The sequence below is a fragment of the Hymenobacter cellulosilyticus genome (genome assembly GCF_022919215.1).
Taxonomy (GTDB): domain Bacteria; phylum Bacteroidota; class Bacteroidia; order Cytophagales; family Hymenobacteraceae; genus Hymenobacter; species Hymenobacter cellulosilyticus.
The window spans coordinates 2,283,734-2,306,954 of sequence record NZ_CP095046.1 but is presented as its reverse complement, the minus strand read 5'-3'; the positions used below and the strand labels follow the sequence as shown (position 1 = coordinate 2,306,954).

General features: G+C 60.3%; 18 protein-coding genes and 1 pseudogene. 4 read left to right on the top strand and 15 right to left on the bottom strand.

Features of this window, described 5'->3' with window-relative positions:
- Positions 1 to 216: 216 nt before the first annotated feature.
- The 15 genes and pseudogenes from MUN79_RS11195 to MUN79_RS11130 all read right to left on the bottom strand — a co-directional run bounded on the left by MUN79_RS11195 (position 217) and on the right by MUN79_RS11130 (position 16,786).
- The gene (locus MUN79_RS11195) at positions 217 to 705 is read right to left on the bottom strand and encodes a hypothetical protein (RefSeq protein ID WP_244677729.1); all 489 of its coding nucleotides are present in this window, start codon (positions 703 to 705) and stop codon (positions 217 to 219) included.
- A gap of 91 nt (positions 706 to 796) precedes the next feature.
- On the bottom strand, positions 797 to 1,387 hold the full coding sequence (locus MUN79_RS11190) for a hypothetical protein (RefSeq protein ID WP_244677728.1): 591 nt from the start codon (positions 1,385 to 1,387) through the stop codon (positions 797 to 799).
- Between the two features lie 80 nt (positions 1,388 to 1,467).
- Positions 1,468 to 2,220: a hypothetical protein gene (locus MUN79_RS11185; protein ID WP_244677727.1), complete on the bottom strand. Its 753-nt coding sequence runs from the start codon at positions 2,218 to 2,220 to the stop codon at positions 1,468 to 1,470.
- 863 nt (positions 2,221 to 3,083) lie between these two features.
- Positions 3,084 to 4,001, bottom strand: a complete 918-nt coding sequence (locus tag MUN79_RS11180) for a hypothetical protein (protein WP_244677726.1) — start codon at positions 3,999 to 4,001, stop codon at positions 3,084 to 3,086.
- An 890-nt stretch (positions 4,002 to 4,891) separates the two neighbouring features.
- Positions 4,892 to 8,548: a PQQ-dependent sugar dehydrogenase gene (locus MUN79_RS11175; protein WP_244677725.1), complete on the bottom strand. Its 3,657-nt coding sequence runs from the start codon at positions 8,546 to 8,548 to the stop codon at positions 4,892 to 4,894.
- A gap of 261 nt (positions 8,549 to 8,809) precedes the next feature.
- Positions 8,810 to 9,367, bottom strand: coding sequence for a discoidin domain-containing protein (locus MUN79_RS11170; RefSeq protein WP_244677724.1), 558 nt, complete (start codon positions 9,365 to 9,367; stop codon positions 8,810 to 8,812).
- On the bottom strand, positions 9,313 to 11,124 hold the full coding sequence (locus tag MUN79_RS11165; RefSeq protein ID WP_244677723.1) for an Ig-like domain-containing protein: 1,812 nt from the start codon (positions 11,122 to 11,124) through the stop codon (positions 9,313 to 9,315). The genes MUN79_RS11170 and MUN79_RS11165 overlap by 55 nt, the downstream gene beginning before the upstream one ends.
- Positions 11,067 to 11,393, bottom strand: coding sequence for a carbohydrate binding domain-containing protein (locus tag MUN79_RS11160; protein ID WP_244677722.1), 327 nt, complete (start codon positions 11,391 to 11,393; stop codon positions 11,067 to 11,069). The genes MUN79_RS11165 and MUN79_RS11160 overlap by 58 nt, the downstream gene beginning before the upstream one ends.
- Positions 11,390 to 11,773, bottom strand: coding sequence for a hypothetical protein (locus tag MUN79_RS11155; protein ID WP_244677721.1), 384 nt, complete (start codon positions 11,771 to 11,773; stop codon positions 11,390 to 11,392). Before MUN79_RS11155 ends, MUN79_RS11160 begins: the two co-directional genes overlap by 4 nt.
- Positions 11,758 to 11,970, bottom strand: coding sequence for a hypothetical protein (locus MUN79_RS11150; protein WP_244677720.1), 213 nt, complete (start codon positions 11,968 to 11,970; stop codon positions 11,758 to 11,760). Before MUN79_RS11150 ends, MUN79_RS11155 begins: the two co-directional genes overlap by 16 nt.
- Positions 11,967 to 12,299: a PKD-like domain-containing protein gene (locus MUN79_RS11145; RefSeq protein ID WP_244677719.1), complete on the bottom strand. Its 333-nt coding sequence runs from the start codon at positions 12,297 to 12,299 to the stop codon at positions 11,967 to 11,969. The genes MUN79_RS11150 and MUN79_RS11145 overlap by 4 nt, the downstream gene beginning before the upstream one ends.
- Before the next feature lie 11 nt (positions 12,300 to 12,310).
- The gene (locus MUN79_RS11140) at positions 12,311 to 13,123 is read right to left on the bottom strand and encodes a glycoside hydrolase family 16 protein (RefSeq protein ID WP_244677718.1); all 813 of its coding nucleotides are present in this window, start codon (positions 13,121 to 13,123) and stop codon (positions 12,311 to 12,313) included.
- A gap of 170 nt (positions 13,124 to 13,293) precedes the next feature.
- The gene (locus MUN79_RS32360; protein ID WP_511177085.1) at positions 13,294 to 13,506 is read right to left on the bottom strand and encodes a T9SS type A sorting domain-containing protein; all 213 of its coding nucleotides are present in this window, start codon (positions 13,504 to 13,506) and stop codon (positions 13,294 to 13,296) included.
- Positions 13,507 to 13,656: 150 nt separating this feature from the next.
- Positions 13,657 to 13,878, bottom strand: a pseudogene (locus MUN79_RS32355) (discoidin domain-containing protein); the annotation flags it as partial.
- A 19-nt stretch (positions 13,879 to 13,897) separates the two neighbouring features.
- Complete coding sequence (locus tag MUN79_RS11130) at positions 13,898 to 16,786, bottom strand: glycosyl hydrolase (protein WP_244677717.1); 2,889 nt, start codon at positions 16,784 to 16,786, stop codon at positions 13,898 to 13,900.
- A gap of 920 nt (positions 16,787 to 17,706) precedes the next feature.
- Here MUN79_RS11130 and MUN79_RS11125 point away from each other — a divergent pair.
- The 4 genes from MUN79_RS11125 to MUN79_RS11110 all read left to right on the top strand — a co-directional run bounded on the left by MUN79_RS11125 (position 17,707) and on the right by MUN79_RS11110 (position 23,070).
- A complete protein-coding gene (locus tag MUN79_RS11125) occupies positions 17,707 to 19,089 on the top strand; it encodes a ligand-binding sensor domain-containing protein (protein ID WP_244677716.1) in 1,383 nt (460 codons plus the stop codon).
- Positions 18,993 to 20,747 (top strand): ligand-binding sensor domain-containing protein, encoded by a 1,755-nt coding sequence (locus MUN79_RS11120; protein ID WP_244677715.1) that lies wholly within the window; start codon positions 18,993 to 18,995, stop codon positions 20,745 to 20,747. The genes MUN79_RS11125 and MUN79_RS11120 overlap by 97 nt, the downstream gene beginning before the upstream one ends.
- A 590-nt stretch (positions 20,748 to 21,337) precedes the next feature.
- The gene (locus tag MUN79_RS11115) at positions 21,338 to 22,144 is read left to right on the top strand and encodes an SDR family NAD(P)-dependent oxidoreductase (RefSeq protein WP_244677714.1); all 807 of its coding nucleotides are present in this window, start codon (positions 21,338 to 21,340) and stop codon (positions 22,142 to 22,144) included.
- A 14-nt stretch (positions 22,145 to 22,158) separates the two neighbouring features.
- Positions 22,159 to 23,070 (top strand): helix-turn-helix domain-containing protein, encoded by a 912-nt coding sequence (locus tag MUN79_RS11110; protein WP_244677713.1) that lies wholly within the window; start codon positions 22,159 to 22,161, stop codon positions 23,068 to 23,070.
- Positions 23,071 to 23,221 lie beyond the last annotated feature (151 nt).

Below are 23,221 nucleotides of genomic sequence, written 5' to 3'. Positions count from 1 at the left end.
CTTGTCCTTACCCCCATTTATTAAAGCGTTCCGGCTTATGGCTCAAATGCTTTTTAGCATTATTGGTGGTCTCTCAGAAAAAGAAGCTATAGCACGTTGAGCGGCGCACATGGCTCATGTTAACATTAATGACCCTTTTGCCGAACGCTTAAAGGGGTAAGTCTGCTCTTATGTCGACGCGATGTAGTGCCGTGCGGACTAAGTAGTCGAGCCGGGTTAGCTCGCTCGTTCTTCATTGAACCACTCACTAAGTAGGTTGACGAATATTGCCAGTAGCAGCGCGTCCACGGCGAAGGGTAGCAAAAGAAGATAGTCGTGGTAATTCTGTAAAGAGACAAAGCTCGGGCCGGAATTGACTTGGTACGCCGCAGAGAGTGCTGCCAAAAACAAGCCATTGGGAACCGGCAGCAGCCCGAACAAGACCCGAAGTAGGGCAGTGCGGCAGAAGGCTATTCCCATTACCCCCGTAATAGAAAGCAGGGTCATTTGGTAGGCGAACAGACCAAATTCGGCGTCCTGGTAATTGTTCTTCACGTACGTGTAGCTGCCGTTATAGGCGATTGCAAGGGCATAATGAACGCCGACGAAGACAAACAGGGCCACTAGCAAATAGATTGTTTTTCGATTTTTATGGCGCGTGGTCATCGTAAAATTCCTGTTGCCGACATATCCGCGTTTCGGTAATCTGACGGTTTCTATGAACATACTTAGCAGAGCCTTGCTCTCCCATAAGGCGTTCTAATGTCTAGTCGGGACGGAACCGCCCGGGCATCCGCTTCGCCGGCGCGGGTCAGGACTACAGCGCTAGGTCCCACACGGTGCCGTCGCGCTGCTCGAAGCGGACGAGGCCGTGCGTGGGCGAAAGGTAGAACACCGTGGCGGCAGTAGCCGGGCCGTACTGCGCCAGGTAGGTGTTAGTCAGGCGCCAGACGGAGTTGTAGGTGCGGCTACCTACTGTTAGCGTGGGCAACTCGCTGACGGTGGCCCGAGGCCCATTGGCTACCAACCCTTGCGTCGCGTCGCGGTACTCGATGGGCTCGGCCTCCCCCGTGGCAAAGTGGAAGCGCAGGCGCGTGGCGCTGCCGTTGAGGCGGGAATAGTCGTCTATTACCAGCAGCGGCCCGTCGCGGTATTGCAGCACACTGAATTTGAAAGTGTAGCCGTACAGCGTCGAGGCGTAGTTGAGGCTGCGGTTCTGGGCCTGGTACTGGGTGCAGTTGTAAGACAAGGGCTCAGGGTAGTTTCCGCCGCGCACAGCTGCGCCCTGAAAGCTGTCGGTCAGACCGTTGTTGCTACGGGCCACTACTACCAGCGGCGGGGTGCTAAACGTCTGCTCCGGCCGGGCATCGAAGTAGTGGTCGTAGGGCGCATCCAGGCGTAAATTCACTGTTTCTTCCCGGCAGCGGTTGCAACTGCCCAAGGCACTGCTACCAACCAGCAGGAGCAGTGCCCCGCGCTGGCCTAGAGTTAGAAGCGCACCCATTGCTCGTCGTTGGTGTAGGTGAAGCCCACAATTCCTTGGCCCGGCACGAAGTACAGGGAGCGCAGCTCAATAGCGTTGGTGTTGGTGGCGGGCCGCTGGTACTGGTACACGCCACGTACGAGTTGGCCGGCCACGCGCACGGAGTCGAGGTAGCGCACGCTGCCCGAAAAGCTCGTCGAAAAGACGGTCCGGTAAGGACGGCGCACCACCGGGAAAGTGGCCAGTACAGCCTCGTTGAAGTTTACCAGCACCGCGTCGGGCAAGGTATCGGCCACCGCCTGCGTTAGCTCCAGGTTCGGCGACGCCAGGCGGTAAAAGGGGTAGTCGCCGCTCGCATCGCGAGTAAGATCGTAGGTAAGTGTCAGGTTGAGGTTGCGACCCTGGTAACGCAGGCGCTGCCGTTCGGCCCAGAAGAACCGGCCACAGCCGGTGGTCTGCGGGTATTCCAGCCGAGTGAGGTTGACATCGCCGAAGCGGGCGGACAGGGGCACCGAATCGGTGGTCAGCGGTGGCACACGGCGGAGCGTGGCCCGAAAGCCATTGGAATTGACAAACCGCACGGAATCGGGCGGACTAGCGGGCAGCCATGCTCGCGACAGGGCAGGCAGGCGCAGGCGGCCCACGGGTTCCGCGGCGCACGGCACGGCGCATTCGTCGCAGCCGCACTGGAAGGCCAGAGCGGGCAACGCCGCGACCAGCAGACGAGCCAGCGTACGATAAGAACGAAAGGCGGACATAGGCGGTAACAAGGTTAGTAATATACAGGATTGCCACGCATGGCAGGTGGTTGTCAGCACGGGCCAGCCGGCGGACATTTTAATTTTCATCAGCTACGCCCGGCATGACGCTCAGAAAGGTTTTCTAGCTAGCTTCTCAATCTGAGCACCTGATGTAGTGACCAGGCGAGCAAGTTACCTGTCTAAATGGAAGCGGCAGCGTGTCCCGCTAAGATGAATCAACCGGAGGCCATGGGTTTTAAGCACTACACAAAGGCCAGGGGACCCGTGCAGGCATTCGTAGCCGAATCTCGGCTTGTTGTAGTCGTTTCTGGCGGTCCACTCCTATTCACCCTGGGTGTGTGGGCAATTGGAATAAAACTGGTGCTGCTGCGCAGCCCTAACCGCCCGCTCAGTTCGTACCGCGCAGAAGCAGACCCGCTTTTCGCTTATCGAGCCGTTTGCGTGAACTCAATCCAGGTTGCCGACGCACTCCCCTACTTTTTCTGTACCGGTCGGCTAGCAAGTCGCAGGAGGTGAGTTTTTGCTAAATCAGGCAAAGACAATTTCGTAAAGCTACCCGTCTCCGCAGGAAAGCGAAACCTGGCCGCGTGCGTACTCTCGCACATCGGCAGTAGTCCTAATATTGCTGTGCCTGCCACACCTCACGCCTGTCACAGTAAGCCCTCATTTGTCGGTACACGCTGCTTGCTGCTGTGCATTACCGGAAAACGCAGCAAGGCAGTATAGCTACTGAAATGATTCTTCATTCACGCAAAAGGCCCGAAAACAGTACGTTTCGGGCCTTTTGTCTGGAGGTAATCTGAGGCGTGGCCCTAAGGAAATAAACGAAGTTCCTCTTCCTGGACCACTCTACCTGAGGTTTAGCGGACAGTTGTCACCGTGAAGGATTCCCAGGTTTGGGCCGCTGCCCGGTTACAGGTCATGCCCGTAGCCGCTCCTGCTTCGTTGGACACGTATCTGCCGTTGCTGCCCCGCAGCGCGATGGTGCCATCGGCATTGGCTACCCAATCAAACCGCTCCCAGGGGCCAATGGCGGTTCGGTTGCAGTTCATGGCTTGCGTACCGTCTTCCGAACACACGTACTTGCCCTGATGGAGCAGGGCCACCTTGCCACCCCCGGCATCCACGACGGTGAATTGCTCACCGGCCTGGGCCACGGCCCGGTCGCAGCGCATGGGCCGGGTACCGTCTTCACTGCTCACGTACTGGTTGTTGTAGCCTTTCAGGGTGATGATTTGGCCGTAGGGAATGGTGCTGGGCGGAGTACTACCTACCACTGGCGGGGTGGGCCGGGTGGCGGTCAGGGCCAGCTGGCCTTTGAGCATGCGACCACCGTCCCGGGTCAGGCGCAGGTAATAATCGGCGGAACAGGCGGTGCCATCTTCGTCCAGAGCCCACAGGCCGGAGCCGGCGGGTACTGCGGCGCTGGTTTCGGCGGTTTTGGCAATCTGGTTGCCCTCGTTATACTCGTCGAACATGGAGATATAGATGCCCTGGCAGCCCACACGCACCATGTTGTAGAACTGGCGCCACATAAAGTCGCCGTGGGCACGCTGCCGCTCCTGCAAGTCGCCGGGTAGTACGCAAGGCTGGTAGTCGATGCCGTTGGCGTTGCAGTACGTCTGGTCGGGTAGGTTTACGTTGGTGTAAAAATTGTCCGCGTCGCCGACGTTGCCAATGCGGCCCACCATCCAGGGCGACAACATGTTAAAGGCTTTGTAAGTGGCCAGAAAGCCCGGCCGGGAGTCGTCCCGCTCATTGCGCCAGTGCGTGGGCACCCCCCTATTACGTAGCAGCCCTGGCTTTTAAACCAGTTAATCACGTCCAGGCACACGGCCGCCGACCAGGGGTGGTTCGAATCGTTGAAGCCGAAGCCCCAGATGCACACCACGGGCTTCCCATTCTGCCGGGCATAAGCGGCCGAGGCCGTGTACGCCTGCATTTTGGTTGACCAGTCGTTCTTGATTTCGGACTGCATATTCTGCCAGCCGCTCACGTCGTACATGATGTAGAACTTGCGGCCGTAGGTTTCGGCCGCGGTGCGCACCTTGGCCGTAATGGCGTCCCGCACCGGGCCCTCCCCACCGACGGGGTTGAAGCGCTGCAGCGCGGCCACGTCAATTTCGTTTTCCTGCATCCACTGAAAATGCAGGTTGACCGTCTGAGTGGTATAGGAGGAAAAGAGTCGGGCCGGCTGCCCATTGCCCAGATTGGGAAACCCCGTAGGAAAAGTGGCCGTGTACTCGCGCATGTCGGGCCAGGACTTGATGCCGTTGCTGGCCAGCGAAGGCGTTTCGCCAAAGTTGCGGGCCCAGTGCCACCAGTTGTTGATGGGCGAGCCGTCGTTGGGCGCGGCAAACCAGCCCTGGTAGCCCACCGTTACCTTGCCAACGACGTCGCCGGGCGCTGAGGCAGCGTGGGTCTGACTCAGCTGCGTGGCCGAATCGGTAAAATCGTCTTTGGTGCAACTAGTCAGCAGCGCGTAGCACGCCAGCAGCCAAACGAAAGTTCTATTTAGGATTCTGTTTTTCATAGAAGTTTGGAGTCAGGTAAAACCAGGAGTCGGCCGCCATTTGCAGGTCTGAGTGGAACGTCACGTACAGTGTGCTTACAGAGCGTGCTGGGGTGGTCGGCCCCGTAGCTTGAAAATATCTGGTTTTGGTAAAGGCTATTGAGCTACGATTAGTCGTTTTACAGTGCGCTCAGTGCCATGCACTACCAGCACCATGTAGACGCCACTCGGCAGCTTGCTAAGGGACAGATGCACTTCATTTCGGCCAGCAGTGGCACGTTGCACAGTACCCGTCACGCGGCGAGCCAGCGCATCAAGCACTTCCACGCGCACTTCTTCATCCGCGTTGGCTTGGAGGCTCACCGTGAGTTGCTCCCGTGCCGGGTTGGGATACAACTGCACTGCGCTGCCGTCGTTGGTCGTTTTGGTGCGGGCGGAAGGACTGGTTGCCAGCGCCATACGGGCGCTGGCGGGCGCGGCATGTAGCAAGGCAGCAGCGGGAATAGCCGTTTGGCTCAGGCCGGGGCCAGCGTAGCTCACGTCGAGTATCTGGTCGCCGCCGCGCTCGAAAAAGCCCACGGAAATGGCGTGCAGCCCGGCCTGGAGGCCAATTTGCCCGCTGCGCTCCTGCAAGCCGTGCATTCCGTCGTTGTCCACGACCAGCGTTGAGCCAATGTAGAGCTGCGAGCCGTCATCTGAGGATGTGTAGAAGGTGTACATCCCATCAACCGGCACACTTACGTAGCCCATGTAGTGGAACGCAAATTCATCGTCGCGCAGGCGGGGCGCGACGCTAAACGTAGCCACGTTACCGCTGGCGGCGGCTGTGAGGGAAGTAAAAGCGGGTACTGCGGTCCATTGGCCTTCGTAGTAGCTGTAGCTCAGGCCCGCTACCGGGTTCGCTACATTATCGGGAGCGCGCAGGTTGGAAGCGGGCTGACCCGAACCAGCGTGGAACAGCGCCGTGGCCGGAATGAGGGTTTTGGCCAAGGTGGGCCCGGCATAGCTCACGTTCAGCACCTGGTCGCCGCCGCGCTCGAAGAAGCCGACCGTAATGGCGTGTAACCCCGCTTTGAGCCCGATTTGGCCGCTGCGCTCCTGCAGGCCATGCAGCCCGTTGTTGTCGACGACCAAGGTCGAGCCGATGTAGAGCTGCGAGCCGTCGTCCGAAGACGTGTAGAACGTGTATACGCCGTCGGTAGGCACCTGCACGTAGCCGGTATAGCGCAAGGCAAACTCGTCGTCACGCACACGTGGGTCGGGGCTGAATGTGGCCACGGTGCCGCTGGCGGCCGGCGTAAGGGCCGTGAAATCGGGCACGTTGTCCCATATGCCTTCGTAGTAACTGTAGTTCAGTGCGGCTACCGGATTCGAGACGATATCCGCCCCGCGGAGCGTCCCGCCGGTGGGCGGCGTCACAGTGTTCGTCACCGTGAAGGCGATGGTCAGCGGGGTTCCGGCATTGCCGCCCGCGCCGCCCTGGGTGTAGGGGGTCACCGTGAGCGTATGACTGCCCACGGCGGGCGTCCACGCATTGTAGTTCGGCCCGCCGTTGATGAATCCGTTGTCGCCGGCAATGGCGTAGGGCGCCAGGGTTTCCACTTTGTAGTTGGTGTCGCCGTCGTACGTGAAGCGCACACTGCCCACGGTGGCTGGGTTGGTATTGGCTCGGATATTCAGGTTGCGCGTAGGCAGCGTGGCTAGGTTGAGCGTGGCCCCGTCCGGCAGCGGGTCGTAGCCAGCCAGGGGCTGGTCGGTGTCCGCATTAATGAGCGTGAGCGACGTCACTGCCTGTGCCGAGGCGGGCACCACCCGGTACGTAGCCGTGTAAGTTTCGTCGTTGGTGGGGGTAATAATGGTCTGCGACTGCGCCCCCCCGTTTGACCACGACTCAAAAGCGTAGGTTACGCCACCCACCGTTTGGGTCGAAGGTGCCGCTAGAGTGCGCAGGACACCTTCCACGCCCACAATGGAAACGGGCGTAGTGCGCGCCGTGCCGTCGAGGGTAAGACTTAAGCCGGCTGGGTTGGTAGCTAGGGTGAAGGTGGATTTCTGGGGAAGAATGTCGCGGAAGGTGGTGGTGGTGCGCCCACCCGCGTCGGTTACCGTCAGGATGAGGCGGTAGAACACGTTGTCGGACAGCTCGCCGCTGTTGGGTATCACAAACGTGCCGGTGCGGGCGCCCTGGCTGAACGGAGTGCCGTCGTGCACGTGCGTATCGTGGTGCAAATCAACCTGCCACACAAACGCGCTGGCGGGCAAGGTGCCGTCCTCGGCATCGGTGGCGCTGCCCGAGAACGAGATAGTGCTACCGGCCACGTACGTGGCGCCGGTAGCCGGCGTCAGGATTTGGGCGGTAGGCGCCGTGTTGGGCGCCGCGATGGTCAGGGTGGCGGCCGTGCTGGTTACAGTACCCACGCCGTTGCTCACCACCACGCGGAACTGGCCCGCATCGGCGGCCACTACGCTGGCAATGGTATAGCTGCTGCTCGTGGCGCCGGCAATGTTTACGCCGTTTTTCTGCCACTGGTAAGCCAGCGGAGCGCTGCCGGTAGCGGCCACGGAAAAGGTCGCGGCAGAGCCGGGCACTGCGGCTACGCTGGTGGGCTGCGTGGTGATGACCGGTGCGCTGCTGGCGGATGTGTACACCACTTTGAACAACGAGGCGCTGCTGCGGGCCAAGTAATAGAGGTTGCCATCAGGGCCGGTTTCCAGGGCCAGCGCGTCGCCGGGCATGTTCAGGGCGAAGGGCTGGCGGGCGAGTGGCGTGGTGGTGCTGTTCGGGTCGAAGTAGTTGATCCATTTGCCGCAGTAATCCTGGTAGAAGTACTTGCCGGCGTACTGGCTGGGGTAGTTCGTCGCCGCAGGATTGAAGAACGTGCCGCCCGTGATGGAGCAGCCTGCCCCGTCGGGGAAGCCGCTGGTGTGCGGATATGCAAATACGGGTGCCGTTTCGCCCGTCCGGATATTGTAGCCCTCGGAAGAGGGCCAGCCAAAGTTGCGGCCGCCGGTGCTGGCGTCATTGATTTCCTCCCAGCTGCCCTCGCCCACGTCGTTGATAAAAATCCGGCCCGTGCCGGGCTGCACCGTGAAGGTGAAGGGGTTACGCAAGCCGGAACTCCACACCCGCTGGCGCTGGGCCGAGAGGCCGCTGCCCACGTAGGGGTTGCCGGCCGGCACCGAACCGTCGGCGTTGATGCGCAGCAGCTTGCCCATGTAGGAGTCCAGGTTGGGGGCATTGGTGCGGTTGGCGTTTTCGCCCACGGCCACGTAGAGCTTGCCGTCGAGCCCGAAGTGCATGGCCCCGCCGTTGTGGTTGGTGGCCGTACTCAGCGGGTCTAGGTTCAGCACCAGCGTCTCACTGCCCGCTGCGGCCACGTCGCCGTCGGCCGTGAAGCGGCTGATGCGGTTATTGGCCCCGCTGGCTAGCGTATAGTACACGTAGACGTAGCGGTTCGTGGCAAAATTGGGGTCGAGCGTGATGCCCACCAGTCCCCGCTCCCCGCTCGAATTCACGGCCACGCTCACAAAAGGAGTGGGCAACAAGGCACCGTTCTTAATCACGCGCACCTGTCCCGTCTGCTGGCACACGAAAATCCGCCCGTCCGGAGCGAAGGCCATGGCGGTGGGGTTGCTGATACCGTTGGTGACCAGCACGGCATTAAAACCCGCTGGAAACGAAGGGGTTTGCTGGGCAATAGCCGACCAACTGGCCAGCCAGCCGACCAGAATCAGCAGCACCGAGCGGAATCGAGCCGGTGCCTCGTCCTGCCGATGCCCGGCATAACGTATTGGCATAGAACGTGTTTTCATGGGTAAATGGATAAAGTGGAAAGGATGAAAGCAGCTCTTAGCAATAGGTTAGGCTGACTCGGTCGTTTCACCGGAAAAAGGGAAAGGTGAAAGCGCCCGAATAGTGTAGAGTAGCAACGGCTTGCGGCATCCAATCAGACTTTTTAAGCCGCAGCATTCCGAATACCAGAACCTGAACTGTGCAGCGCGGCCGCGCACTGCACAGTTTAGGTTCTAAGTATGCCGGTTCAGTGGGCAGTGAAGCTCAGCCAACAAGCGGTGTTACTGCTTGATGAACTGCTGCACCGTGGACCCGCCGGTGGCGTCGCGCAGGGTCAGGAAATACAGGCCCGGCCGCAGGGACTGGACATCTACTTCGGCCACCGCTTGCTGAGCGGTTACGGCTTGGGTATGTGCCACCCGGCCCAGGGCATCGGTGATGGTGAGCACGCCCGCGCTGGCGGTGGGCACCTTCAGCAGCCGGCTAACCGGGTTCGGGTAGAGCCGCGCTTCCGGCGCAATGGCGCGGGTGGTGACCAGGGCCCGGCTGCCGGAAGCGGCTGTTCCGTACACCTCGAAATCGTAGAGGGAATAGCCGTAGGGCAAAGCCCGCGTCTGGCAATAAATGCGCACGAATTTGCCCGTGCCGCTCAGGCCCGTCAGGTCGTTGGTGAGGCTGCCATTGCCAGTCACGGCGCGCAGAGGAGACCAGGTAACGGCATCGGCGGAAATTTCCACTAGGTAATCCGTGGCGTAAGCGGCCTCCCAGAGCAGCTTGACGCGGCTCACGGCATAGGTGGCCCCCAGATCGACGTAAATCCACTGCGGGGCGGCCCCCACTCGCTGCTCCAGCGGGTAGTACTGTTGCCGTCCACAGCACTCTGCGCCGGGGAGCCGGCGTTTTCAACCGAAGAAGCCGTTGCTGACTTATTGAGGGCCAGGTTGGTAGTAACGGGTGCGGCCCCTACCGCCACATTCACGGCGGCGGAAGTTGTTACGGCGCCAGCGTTGTCGGTGGCGCGGGCCGTCAGTGAATACGTACCGGCCGGCACAGTAGTCCAGCTGAAGGTGTAGGGGCTGCTCAAGTCTTCACCAAGCTTGGTCGTGCCGTTGTAGAACTCCACCTTACTCACCGTTCCATCAGCGTCGGCGGCGGTGGCATTGAGCGTGATGCTGGCCGGGGCCGTAAACGTGGCGCCGCTCGTTGGGCTGGTCAAGCTAACCGTGGGAGCCGCATTGGTCGGAGCGGTGAAGGAAATCCAGTTCAAATTCCAGCCGCCGGCGGCCGCGTACACCCGCAGGGTCTGCGCGCCGGCCGGCAAGGTGGCCGTGGCGTTGACCGTCGTCCAGGTCTGCCAGCCGCCAGTAGCAGCAATGGCTGCCGTAGCGTAGACCGTACCGGTTGCGCTGCGCAGCTGGACCTGCCCACCACCGGGCACGCTGGCTACGCGGAAGCCTATGGTATAAGTACCAGCTGTTTGCACGTTTACGGCGTAGTCGAGGTAGTCGCTGGTATCAATCCAGCCCACGTTCTGACCTCCGCCCGTGTCGCCGGTTGCCTCCAGCTGCACACCCGACATGGCAGTATAGTTTTCGGCCTGAATAGTGCCGGGAATCGTCAGGCCCGAAGGTGCGGCCCCTACCGTTATGCTCACGGCGGCCGAAGTCGTTACAGCACCAGCGTTGTCGGTGGCGCGGGCTGTGAGCGAATAGGTTCCAGCGGCTACGCTCGTCCAGCTGAATGAGTAAGGGCTGCTCAGGTCTTCGCCCAGCTTGGTTGTGCCGTTGTAGAACTCAACCTTGCTAACTGTACCGTCAGCGTCAGCGGCGGTAGCAGTTAGGGTGATGCTGGCGGGGGCCGTAAACGTAGCACCGCTGGTCGGGCTGGTCAGGCTCACCGTGGGTGCTGCGTTGGGCTGGGTGCTGACGGCCGTCAGGCTGCGCAGGTTGTCGAAGTAGAACACCGAGCCGGTAAGGCTGTTGGGGGCAAACAAGAGCACGACGTTGTCCACGTCGGCGTCGGCCGTGCCCGCGTCGGGCGAGCCGGCGTAGCTGAAGGTAAGCGTGTGCCAAGCGTTGGTCTGCTTCACCACGGCCTGGTAGCTGCTGTGGCGGCCGGTGGGGTAGTTGCCGGGTGTGGTAGCCGTGCTATTTTCCAGCTGCCACGAGATGGGCGTGCCCACCGGGGCCGACGTGTACACGTCCATGGCAAACACTTTCTGGCCGCTTTCATAGGCAGTGCCGTCCTTAATCTGGGTGCTGGTCAGGGTCAGCACGTCGTATTGCGAGGCGGAGTTGCGGGTGTACTGCGCCACTTTGGCCGAGGTATTTAGGCCCGTAGCGGCCGGGTTGGTGGCGGCGGCCACGTACGTGCCGCTGGCCGCGCGCAGCGGTAGGTTGCGCACCGCGTCGTAGTCCTCGAATACGGTGCCGGCGGTATAAGTGGGCGTCGCCCGTTTCGCCACCCGGATGTTGTCGATGTAGTACGTGTCGCCGGAGGCTACGCCGCTGTTGAATAGGATGGCCAACTGATCGATGCTCACGTTGGCCGTGCCGCCATCGGGGTGGTGTTGTAGGCAAAAGTGAGCGTTTCCCACTGGTTCTGCCGGGTGGTATTGGCCAGGTACGTGCTGTTGCGGCCGGCCGGGTAAGCGCCCGCCGCGGCGGCCTTGTTTTGCAGCGTAATGCCCACCGGCGTGCCCACCGGGGCCGTCGAGTACACGTCAAACTGCAGCTGATAGGTCTGATTTTTGAACAGGGCCGCGTCTTCAATTACGGTGCCCGGCACGCCGGTGTCAAAGAACAGCACGTCGTACTGCTCGGCTGGGTTGCGCACGTAGCGGGCCACAGTGGCCGAGGTGTTCACGCCGGTAGCCGACGGATTGGCGAAGCCTGCCGTGTACGTGCCCCGGTAATCGTCGGGTCGAAGGTGATGCGGGCCGCGCCGTCGTAGTTCAGCAGCACATCCGTGGCTACGACGGGCGCGTCGGGCTTTTGCTTGATCAGTAAGTTGTCGAAATAGAACGTGGCGCCGGAGTTGGTGGCCGGCTGAAACAAGAAGGCCACGTTGTCAATGGCGTAGATATTGGTGCCCGCGTCCAGGCTGCGCTCGAACTCAAATTCGAGGGTTTCCCAGGCGTTCTGGCGGGTGGTGAAGGCCCGGTAAGCACTGTGGCGACCCGTCGGGAAGTTGGTAGCCGTGGTGGTTTGGCTGTTCTCAAACTGCATGGTCACCTTGCTGCCCACCGGGCCGTGGAATACACGTCCACGAACACCTTGCGGCGTCCGGCCACAAAGTCGTTGGCATTGCGAATGCCCAGGTTGCGCACGTACAGCACGTCGTACTGCTCGCTGGCATTGCGCACGTACTGCCCCACCTTGGCCGACGTATTACCCGCAGTAGCCGCCGGGTTGTTGGCGGCCTGGGTGAGCGTGCCCGTCACCACCCGTAGGTGATGACGCGGTTGCTCTCAAAGTCCTCGTACACCCGGTCCAGCTGCAAAGCGGGCAGCACCGTCACGGCCTTAGAGTACGTGCCCGTGGGGCAGTTGTTTACCGTCACCGTGGCCGAAATGGTGCCCGTGGTTGCGCCGCTGCCGAAGCTCACCTGCACGGCATTGGTGCCCTGCCCGCTCGTGATGGTTGCACCACTGGGCACTGTCCACGCATACGTGGCACCTGCAATGGCCTCCAGGCGGTAGGTTTTGTTGGCGTCGCCCTGGTAGACCTGGCCGGCTCCCAGCACCGCGGCGCTGAAAGCGCCTTTGTACACCCGCACGTAGTCTACTTGGGTGGTGGTGGGAAAGTCGGAGGGGTAGGATTTTGGTAGCCGGTGAAACCAGTGCCGGGCCCACCCACGGCTGCGTTCAGAATGATGTAAAAATTATTGTCGTTGAAAGGCCAGGAGCCGCCCACCGTAGTATTAGGCGAGGCCGTGTTAAACAACACGCCATCCACGAACCATTGAATTTTCTCGGGACTCCATTCCACCGCGTACACGTGGAAGGCCTGGGACAAATCGACGGCCGAGGTGTAGTCGCGGCCGGAGTAGCGCCAGCCTCCCGCATCGTAATGAATGGTGCCGCTAACCGAGGTTGGGTTCTTGTGCTTGGCCTCCATGATGTCGATTTCGCCCGTGGTGGGCCAGTTGCCGGGGTCGGCCAGCATCCAGAAGGCGGGCCACACGCCCTGGGCCGAGGGTAGTTTCATGCGGGCCTCGATGCGGCCGTACTTAAAGGTTTGGAGCGCCCCGCTGGCTTGCTTGGAGTAGAGCTTAGCGGAAGTATAGTTGTAGGTGCGGCCGCCAACCACTGTGTTTTCGTAGCGGGTGGCAATGTTTAGGACGCCACCCGTCACGGTGGCGTTGCCGGGGCGGTACACTTGCAGCTCGGCGTTGCCGAAGTTACAGTTGCCGGTTTCGCACCCGTCGCCTTCGTACACCTGCCACTTGCTTAGGTCGCCGGGCGTATCAAATTCATCTTGCCAGACCAGCTGGGTGCATTGGGCTTGCGCCGGCGTGGTTTGCAGGAGCCAGCCCATGCCCGTGGCAACGACCAACCGGGCCCAGCGGCCCTGAAAAATAGAAAGTGCTTTCATAGAGCGGTTGTGGAAATTGTGGAGGAAAAGCAGAGTGAGCAACCTGCCCAAAGAGCAGGAAGTAGCAGTAATGAACACAGTGATACTGACTGAAAACCAATTGAGTAGCGCGACTTACAGATGGCCGTGGCGGTCATCATGCGCGCTTACTCCAGTGGTTGCCGGTGGAATTACTCCAGCATCAAGCGGCTTGATTGGCCGCCACAGCGCACCAGGTACAGCCCCCGGGCCAGCTCAGCCGGCAAGGTGAGCTCCAACGGAGCGTCGTTTTGCACGGCTTGCTGCAGCACGACCCGGCCTTGGGCATCCAGCACTTGGACCAGCTGACCCGGCACGGCGCCCGCCACGCGTACCCCGGAACGGGCGGGGTTAGGCCACACCATCAATGGCGCGGTAGCATCCGGGCGTGCTTGCCCGCCGGTAGTCGCCAGGGCGGTGCGGGCCGAGAAGCCGCCGCAGGTCGTCAGCTCAAAAATGGAATAGCCCCAGACCGTCGTGCGCGCCGTGGCGGCCATGCGCAGGTAGCGGTACGAGCCCGAGACAGTCAGCACGTCGGTCCGGCGGTAGTCGGCGGCCGCGTCGGTGCTGACCGGCAGGTTGGTGCGCACGGCCAGCTCCTGCCACGTAGTGCCATCCACGGAGCCTAGCAGTCGATAGTCTCTGGCACTGGCACGCTCCCACACAATGGTTACCGTGGTCAGGGGAATGGTGCGGCCGTAGTCAACGGTGAGGTCCTGCTGATCAGTGAAAGCACTTTCCCAGCGCGTGTTCGGGTTACCGTCGGTAGCGTTGCGGGCGGGCTGCGAGGCCGTAGACGCGACGGTATTGGTGGCTACCTGGTTTGTGCAAGGGTCCGTTGGCGTGGGGGCGGGGTACCCAGCGTTGGGAAGGTGAGCAGGGTCCGCGCCGGCACGACGGCGGAGGTGACAATGCCCCCTGCGCGTTGTAGACGGTGCAGGTTTGGGCGCTGGCCGACGGGTTGTAGGCCACGGCGTGCGAGAAAGTCCCGTTGCGCTCAAACACGCTGCTGGTAGGGAAGTTGGTATGGAACTTCGAGGAGAAGTAACCCAGGTTTTGCTGGGCGTGTGCGTAGAAGTAGGTAAGGCCGGCCACCTCTTTGGCGTCCATGATGTAGCGCGGATCGGTGGTGGGCAGCCGCAGGTTGTCGGCCAGCAGCTTGGTTACGTACTTCGGATCGGCCATGTACTTGAAGCCCAGGGCCACGTGGCTCCAGTCGTCCTCGCCAAAGTCCAGCTCCGAGGCGTAGCCGTTCACGGCCCGGGACTCGCGCAGCAGGTCGCTGTACTCGCGCCGCGCCCAGGCCGTGTCGCGGGCCAGGTAGGTCAGGCCGGGGTTCACGGGCAGGTACTCAATGCCATGCACGTACTTTTCCTGGGCGCCGAAGTAAGTAGCGTGAGCCAGGCCCTGGTTGGAAAGGATGGCGCCCATGCGGCGGCTGGCGGCGTAGGCGGGCGGGAAAATGCGCTGCTTCCAGTCAAACCAGTACTCGAGGCTGGCCGCCGCCTCGCTGGTGTAGCCAAAGGCGCCGGCGGCGCGCATACCCGGGTCGTTCAGCGCATCGCCGAGCAGAAACAGGCCAATCCACGACTGCATGGCTTCCGACGACGACTCCTGGTTGTTGCCATTGCCCGAGCTGACACCGCCGGCGTAGCTGTGGCCTACCCACGGGTCGAAGGTGCGCATCCAAGGCTGGCTCCGGTCGGTTTTGTCCCAATTGGCGTACTGCTTGGCAATGAGGCGGGCCATGCCGCCGTACTGGTTCTCCTGCAGGAAAGTGGGGTCCACCATGCCGTAGATGGCGCAGGCCAGCGTGAAGTAGCCGTAGTGGAAGTGGTTGTCCACGAACTCCTCGGAGCCGAAGGAGGAATCAAAACCCACCAGTGCTTTCCACCGGTCGTAGCGGGCAAAGTAGCGGCTGCTCTCACCGGCCTGATACGTCATCCAGTTCACCAGATTGGTCTGGGCCTGGGTTTTGAGTGCCGCAAAAGCCGGGTGGTTCAGTTCCTTAGCCAGCAGCGCGTACTTGGCTTGCAGCACTATGTCCTTGCCGCCAAAGTACGTATCGGCACGGTTGGAAGAGTTCTGAGCGTACGCCGTCACCAAGCGGTTCAGTGTCGCAACGTCGTAGGGATTCACATCGGCTGCACGGCTGACCGGTGCCGTGTAGGAAGGAATAACGCCCTGGAAGTCATACGCAAACGGAAAGCTCGTGCCGGCCACCGTTTTCAGCGTGCCACGCGGGCTCAGGTAGTCATAGCTGGTGAAGGCCAGGCTGTGGGCGGCATTCTGGTAGAGGTGGGGCAAAAACCCCTGGAGCGTGGGCCCGCCGGCTTGCCCGGTACGCAGGTCCTGGGTTGTCAGGCGCCACGTCAGGTTCACTTTGCCGGCTATAGGGTCGTAACCGTACTGTACCTGCGTGTCCGTCACCTTGTTGTAAGCGTAGGCCTCATACGCCGTCAGGCGCTGGCCGGCGGCTTGGTTGCTCGTCGCGTTCAGGGCTGACACCACAAAATAGCTGTTCACCGAGCCGGGCGTCAGCACGAGCTGCGGCTGCTGGGTGGCGTCTGAGGCCCAACGCGTGCTCAGGTTGCCGTCGTTGACCAGCGTATTGACAAAGCCTCCCGTCGGCTGGGTAGAGGTTACCTCCACTGGCCGGTTCTGCGAAACCAGCGTGCTGCCGTCGAACACCTGCATTTCAAATAGCGAATAGCCAAAGTTGGTGGCGCGCTTGTTCAATACGAGCCGCACATAGCGGCCAGCCGCGCTCGGGGTTAGGGCCGTGAGGTTTTCCGTGCCGCCGGGGCTGGCGGTAGTGCTGTACACGCGTTGCCAAGTGGCTTTGTCGTCGGATACCAGCACGTCGTACGCCGAGGCAAAGGCCGCTTCCCACACCAGGCGCACCGTCGATACGGCGCGGCGGCTGCCCAGATCAATGGTCACGGACTGCTGCCCGCGCAGCTCTACGGTGCTGCCCGGGGCCACGTGCACGCCAAAGTAGCGCCCGTCGGTGTTCACCACGAACGAGTTGCGTGTCGGTAGGGTCAGGGGCGTGCCGTCGGCGGCCAGATAGGTGGCATCTCGCTCGAAATTAAATTTAGGGCTGATGCCCTGGGTTTCGACCCACACAAACGGCACGCCGTGGGCCATGCTCACGGTCATGTTCTTACCCGTCGTGGTGTCGGGCAGGCTCATCACCAGGCCCCAGTCCGACCAGCTCTCGGCTTGGGCCGTGCTGGGCGTATAGCCCGTGGCCGTCACCCGCAGGTTGCCCCCGTAGGCCATGTCGTAGCTGCCCCCGCTGCCGGCCGCCGTGCTAGGCACGTTGACGTTGATGCTATTGGGAAAATTCAGGTTGAGCCCGTTGGGGTCGGGGTCGGCGACGAGCGGGTACACCCACAGCAGCCCGGCATCCTTGCCGCGCACCAGCAAATCGGTCCACCAATCGTTGGTCGGAATGGGGCCGCTCTTTTTGCTGCGGGCCACATACAGGGGCTTGTTGTAAACAAAGTCCCGGAGCGGGCCCGGCGCGACGGCCCGGGGCGGGAAGGAGGCGTAGGAGCCAGCGCCTACCGGCACCGGCGTCTGCGCCCGCAATGCGGGTGCTGTTGCCAGCAAAGCCAGCAAGAATAGAGGTTGTTTCATAGCGGTAGGGAATTGGGGAAGGATGGACTACAACAGTGGGCGTAAGGCCTCGTGATGGTAAAGTCTACTGCGTGGGAAGGCAGCTATTCTCGCTCTCTGCCCGACCACTATAAGGCCGGCCTCTCATGCCCTTTCTCTCCTGCTGCTACTCCCGCTGCCGACGCTAAGTGGGCAGAACCAAATGTGTGCTTTCAGTCCCGACGAACCAAAAAAGGGGGTACGGGATAGGTACGGTCCGTTGAAAAGTCCTTGTGATACTTACTTAATGAATATTGCTTATTTATTGTCAAAACCTTAAAAATCAATGTATTAACTTACAATTCAGGTCTTATATGTCGGTTTTCTGCTAATGCCCTGCCCAAAAGCCACTACGGTTCCCTCCTGCAGGGCGAAACCCATACGTGTTACTCCACTAGTAGAGTAACTAAGCGTTCATAACCCCTGATATGACCGAATTTTGAAACTCAACACCCGAGTCCTCCGGCAGCGAATCGTGTCATTTTCCCAGTGCCGCAGTTAGCAGCCGACGGCACTTGCTATTTACCACCAGCAACGACTTTGCTTGTCAATAAACCGAACCGACTAGGCAACCTAAAACCGTTTTATGGCGAAGTCCCAGTCGGTTTAGCCCCGGTCAACTGCCCAGTCTGGACCACCCGATACCGGAGGTTTGTTCCCGATATACAGCCCCTTCATTAGCCCGCCGGTTACCGCGCATTCAGCTGCCTGAGCGGTGGACTAAGTTGAAAAATCATTTCGGGCCAACGAGTCAGTACGGTCGGCATAGCCGCGCTAAAGTTGGGGGTATGCTGAACACCAAGAGTACCTGGTCAATAAGCCATTCCCGACTTTAATGCTTATTGCTTCAAAATTCGTCCCGCCGTCTGGCTATGTTCAGTAAGCTCTACCTTCCCGAACGATTGACCATTCCAAGCATCTCCCGATTCCTGCTGTTGCTAGTCTGGCAGGTCTGGAGCTTGCCCTGCCGGGCTCAATCCTACCCGTTCTCCCATCTTACGGTAGACGATGGCCTGTCCAACAACAGCATCCTCAGCATCATTCAGGATAGCCGCGGCTTCATGTGGTTTGGCACTTATCATGGTCTAAATAAGTACGATGGCTACCACATCACACCCTACCTAGCCAACGCGCAGGATTCGCTGGCCATCAGCGACAATTCCATTACCTGCCTCTATGAAGACCGGCAACACACCTTGTGGGTCGGGACCCACCTGGGCGGGCTCAACCGCTACGACCGAAACCAGGATGCGTTTATCCACTACAGCAGCGAAAGCCGACCGCCGTACCGCCTGAGTGCCAACTGGGTAACATGTATTTTTGAAGATAGCCAGGGCCGGTTGTGGATAGGCACCGACTATGGCCTGAACCTGCTGGAGCGCGGCGCCCACTCCTTTCGCACCTTCCGGCACAACCCGCAGGATGCTACCAGCCTCAATTCCAGTCAGGTATACGCCGTCACGGAAAACGTGCGGGGCGACATTCTGGTGCTGACCAGCGCCGAGCACCTAAACCGGTACCAACCCGCCACCGGCACTTTCGTGCCGGCCAACGTGGGCGGCGAAGCGGGCCAGCTGCACTCGGCCCGGGTACTAACCCAGGACCGAGCGGGTCACTACTGGGCCGGCACGTTTGAACGGGGCCTGCTGCGCTTCGGGGGCGGACCACTGCGTCAGTATCAGCATCAGCCCACGAATTCGCGCAGCCTGAGCCGCAACCAGATCAAGGCCCTGCTGCCGACCAGCCGCGGCGGGCTCTGGGTGGGCACTGACGGCGGGGGGCTGGACCTCTACGACCCTAAGCACGACGGGTTCACGCACCTGCGAACCGACGAAGAAAACCCGAACAGTCTTAGCAGCAATGCGGTGCATTCGCTCTATGAAGACCGAACTGGTACGCTGTGGGTGGGCACCTTCAATGGCGGCGTAAACTACTACAACCCGCACCATAACTGGTTTGCACACTACACCCACCAGCCGCGCGTTGCCACAAGCCTCAGTAACCGCTCGGTACTGACCCTGCACCAGACGCCCAATGGCAGCGTGTGGGTGGGCACCGACGGCGGCGGGCTGAATGTATTCGACCCGAAGCGTCGCACGTTTCGCCACTTCCGCCACGACCCGGCCAACCCGCACAGCCTGGCGGCCGACGTGGTAAAGACCCTCTACCAGGACCGAAAGGGCACGTTGTGGGTGGGCACCTACCTTGGGGCCTCGACCGATACGACCCGGCCACTGGGCGCTTCGAGCACTACATCAACGACCCGGCCAACCCGCACAGCCTGACTAACAACCTCGTATGGGCCCTCTATGAAGACCGGCACGAGCAGCTGTGGGTGAGCACGTTGGGCGCGGGCTTGTGCCTGTTGGACCGCAGCCGCCGCAGCTTTACCCGCTTCCAGCCGCTCACGGGCCCCGGTAGCCTAAGCGACTACAACGTGGTGACGATGTTGGAAGACCGCACCGGCCAGCTCTGGATTGGCACTGAGGACCGGGGGCTGAATATGTATCACCCGCGCACCCGCACGTTCAGCTACGTGCAGCACGACGCCAAGAGAAGCAATTCCCTGAGCAGCAACCGGATTCAGGTGCTGTTTGAGGACAGTCGCGGCCAGTTTTGGGTAGGTACCGCCGACGCCGGGCTGAACCTGCTGGACCGCCGCACCGGCACCTTTCGCCACTTCACCACTCGGCAAGGCCTGCCCAGCAACATCATCAACAGCATCGTGGAAGACCAGACGGGCCAGCTCTGGATTGGTACCAACCAGGGCCTGGCGCGCTTCGACGCCGCCCGCGGTACTTTCAAAGTCTATAACCGGGAAGACGGCCTGCAGAGCAACGAATTCGCCATCAACGCGGCGCTGCGCGCTCAAAGCGGCGAGCTGTATTTCGGAGGCGTAAACGGATTCAACGTTTTCTCGCCGCAGACGCTGACCAGCAACCCCACGGTGCCGCCCGTGGTGCTCACCGGACTGTTGGTGTTCAACAAGCCCGTGCAGGCGCGGCAAGCGCCGGGGCTGTTGCGCCGTCACATCACCGAAGCTGATACGCTGACGCTCTCGTACCGAGAGGCCGCAGTCACGTTCCAGTTTGCGGCGCTCAATTTCATCGACCCGCAGAAAAACCGCTACGCGTACCGCCTCGATGGCTTTGATACCGAGTGGCGCTATGTGGGAGCCAGCCACGAAGCCACCTACACCAACCTGGACCCCGGTACCTATACGTTTCGGGTGCGGGCAACCAATAACGACGGGGTCTGGAACCAGCGCGGTGCGGCTCTTACCGTGGTAGTGACGCCCCCGTGGTGGAAAACGGTCTGGTTTCGCCTGGCAGCGGCGGTGCTGGCCTGGAGCGGAGTGATGAGTCTGTACCTTACGCGCACCGATCGGCTGCGCCGCCGCCTGGAGCAGGAAAAGCTGGTCGAGCTCAACAGCAAAAAGGCGGAGTTGCTCGAAGCGCGGCTCAAGCACGAGCAGGCGGTGGCCGAAATGAGCAAGGCGCAGCTGGAAAACGAGATGCTCAGCAAAAACTCGGAACTGGCTTCCTCGGTGATGAACACCGTGCACCAGAATGAGGCCCTGCTGACTATCAAAGACCTGCTTAAAGAAGCCCTTGATAACCAGGATGCCCAGGAACAGCGCAAAAAGCTGAGTCGGGTGGTACGCCTGATTGAGCGGGCCGTAACGCCCGACCAGCACTGGCAGCACTTCGAACAGCTGTTTAACCAGCTGCACGAAAACTTTCTGCAGCGGTTGAAGACAACCTACCCACAACTAACCAGCCGTGATATCAAGCTCTGTGCGTATCTGCGGATGAACCTCAGCAGCAAGGAAATAGCATCACTCATGGGCCTCACGGTACGGGGGCTGAAGACCTGCGCTACCGGGTTCGAAAGAAAATGGGCTTGGATACCGCCACCAACCTGGCCGAGTTTATCCTGCTGATGTAAAGCAGTAGTCTCCTTTCACTTATCGGACCATTCCGTTAATCTTCGAGCTACACTTGCGCAGTGGAAGCCAAGCCTGAGATTCTAGTCAAGTGGAAGCTGAGGTACCCGGAAGTTTCCATTGGCATGTGCCAAATGCGGTTGACTTGGAAGCGAGGCCCCGTTATCGAGACGACAGGCAACGATTATAGAGACGATGCGAGCTTGGTGCATTAAGGCGACACTGGACATTGAAGAACAAGCGCGGTGAAAGGGCTGTTGGCCTAAAGGCCTTTCCCTGGAAGTGCACCTGCACCAAACCATTTAACAGATTGCCGTGAACCGAGCCGGCACCCCGGCCGACGTGGCTCACGCCGTTTCGTTTTTGCGTCGGAGGCCGCGGGCTTCGATTCTTAAGCTCCGCCGAGCTTACAGGCGCACTTTCTCATAAGAAGCGTTTAGAGGAAGCTGTTCGGAAAATAAGCAATCCGCCTAAAGGCAGGCCCTTTTGCTACTGGCCGCCTTTCGCATACAACAAGCCGCCTTTTGGCTACAAGTAGCTACTACCAGCGCGCGTCCTTTGCCTGCTCAACTTCACCCAGGCACAATATGACCTATACGCTGATAACTGGGGCCTCCGGAGGCATTGGCCTCGCCCTGGCCCGACAACTGGCCGCCCAAAAGCACAACCTCATCTTAGTCGCCCGCAACGCGGAGAAGCTAACCCAGCTGAGCCAACAGCTCCAGGCTGACTATGGTGTTCGGGTTGAGGGCATTGCCGCTAATTTAGCCCGGCCGGAGGCGGCCCAGCACATTTATCGCGAAACCCAACAGCACCACTGGGATGTTGACCTCTTAGTGAACAATGCCGGCGTGGGATCGGGGGGCGAATTTGTCAGCTTATCGTTGCAATCGGAGCTAGAGCTGCTGCAACTTAACACTGCTTCGTTGGTCGCGCTGACTCATCTGTTTCTGCAGCCCATGCAGGAACGCCGCAGCGGCACGATCATCAATGTGGCATCCATGACGGCCTTTATGCCGGTGCCGTATATGGCAACCTATGCCGCCAGCAAGGCATTTGTGCGGTCCTTTACGGAGGCCCTCACCCAGGAATGTCAGCCGCACGGAATAGACGTACTGCTCTTTGCCCCGGGCCTGACCAAAACCAACTTCAATGAGGCCGCCGGAATCAACAATGAAAAAGCCGCCGGGCTAAATTCCGACTACACCACCGCGCCGGCCCAAACCCCGGAGGAAGTGGCCGAGGAGCTGATCCACGCGTGGCGGGCGAAAAAACCAGTTCATATTGCGGGCCGCCGCAACCGCTTGGGGGCTCGGCTACTAGCTTGCTTGCCCAATGCCATGATTGCCCGGTATGTGGCCCGCACCTACCAGCAAAAACTAGCGCATCACTAACTACTCCGGGGCCTATGGAAACGACGAGCACGGTACACATTCAGTCCATCACGCAGTTGCACCAGCTCTTAGGGCTCCCTAAGCCCACGCATCCGCTGGTCAGCCTGATTCAGTTTGAGCAGTTCCCTCCCATCACCATTGCCCAGCGGACCCGGTTAATCACGGATTTCTACCAGATAACGCTCAAAACCGAATGCCCCTGCCGTATCCAGTACGGGCAAAGCCTGTTCGACTTCGAGGAAGGAGTCATGTCCTGCTTTGGGCCTAAGCAGGTGAGTTTTCTGGACCAGGATTTTGTCTTTGCCACCGCCGGCTGGCACCTCTGCATTCACCCGGATTTTCTGCGGACATTTCCGTTGGGCAGCAAGATCAAGTCCTATGGCTACTTCGACTACGCCGTGAACGAAGCCTTGATTCTATCTGACGAAGAGCAACAGGCCATCGAAGCCATTTTTCTCCAGTTGCGCAAGGAGTCCTTGCGGCCCATCGACAAATTCAGTCAGGAAGTATGGATTGCCAATATCGAGCTGCTGCTAACATACTGTAATCGGTATTACAACCGACAGTTTATCACCCGCAAAGCAGTGAGCAGTGAGTTGTTGGCGAAGGTGGAGCAGGTGCTCAACACCTATTTTGCCGCCCCCCACCCCGACCTGGGCTTGCTGACTGCGCAGTACGTAGCGGAAAGCTTGCACTTATCGCCCAAATATTTAAGTGACTGCCTGAAACAGCTCACCGGCAGTACAACCCAGCAGCTGATCCACGAACGACTCATTGAGCAGGCCAAAGAACAGCTGTTGACCACAACACTTTCCGTGAGTGAAATTGCCTATGCCTTAGGCTTCGAGTATCCGCAGTCCTTTAGCAAGCTTTTCAAAGCCAAAACCCAGCAAACCCCATTGCAATTTCGGGCCGACTATAGGTAAGATGACGGTTTGCTGCTCAAGGGGCTACACTTTCCAGTCTCTGAAGCGGGGCCCGAAGAAACCACGCTTTTAAAGGATTTGGGGAAGAACAAGACTGCCACCGCAGTCGGGGCTTTTTCTGTAGCGCGAACTGTGTAGTTCGCGTGTCCCC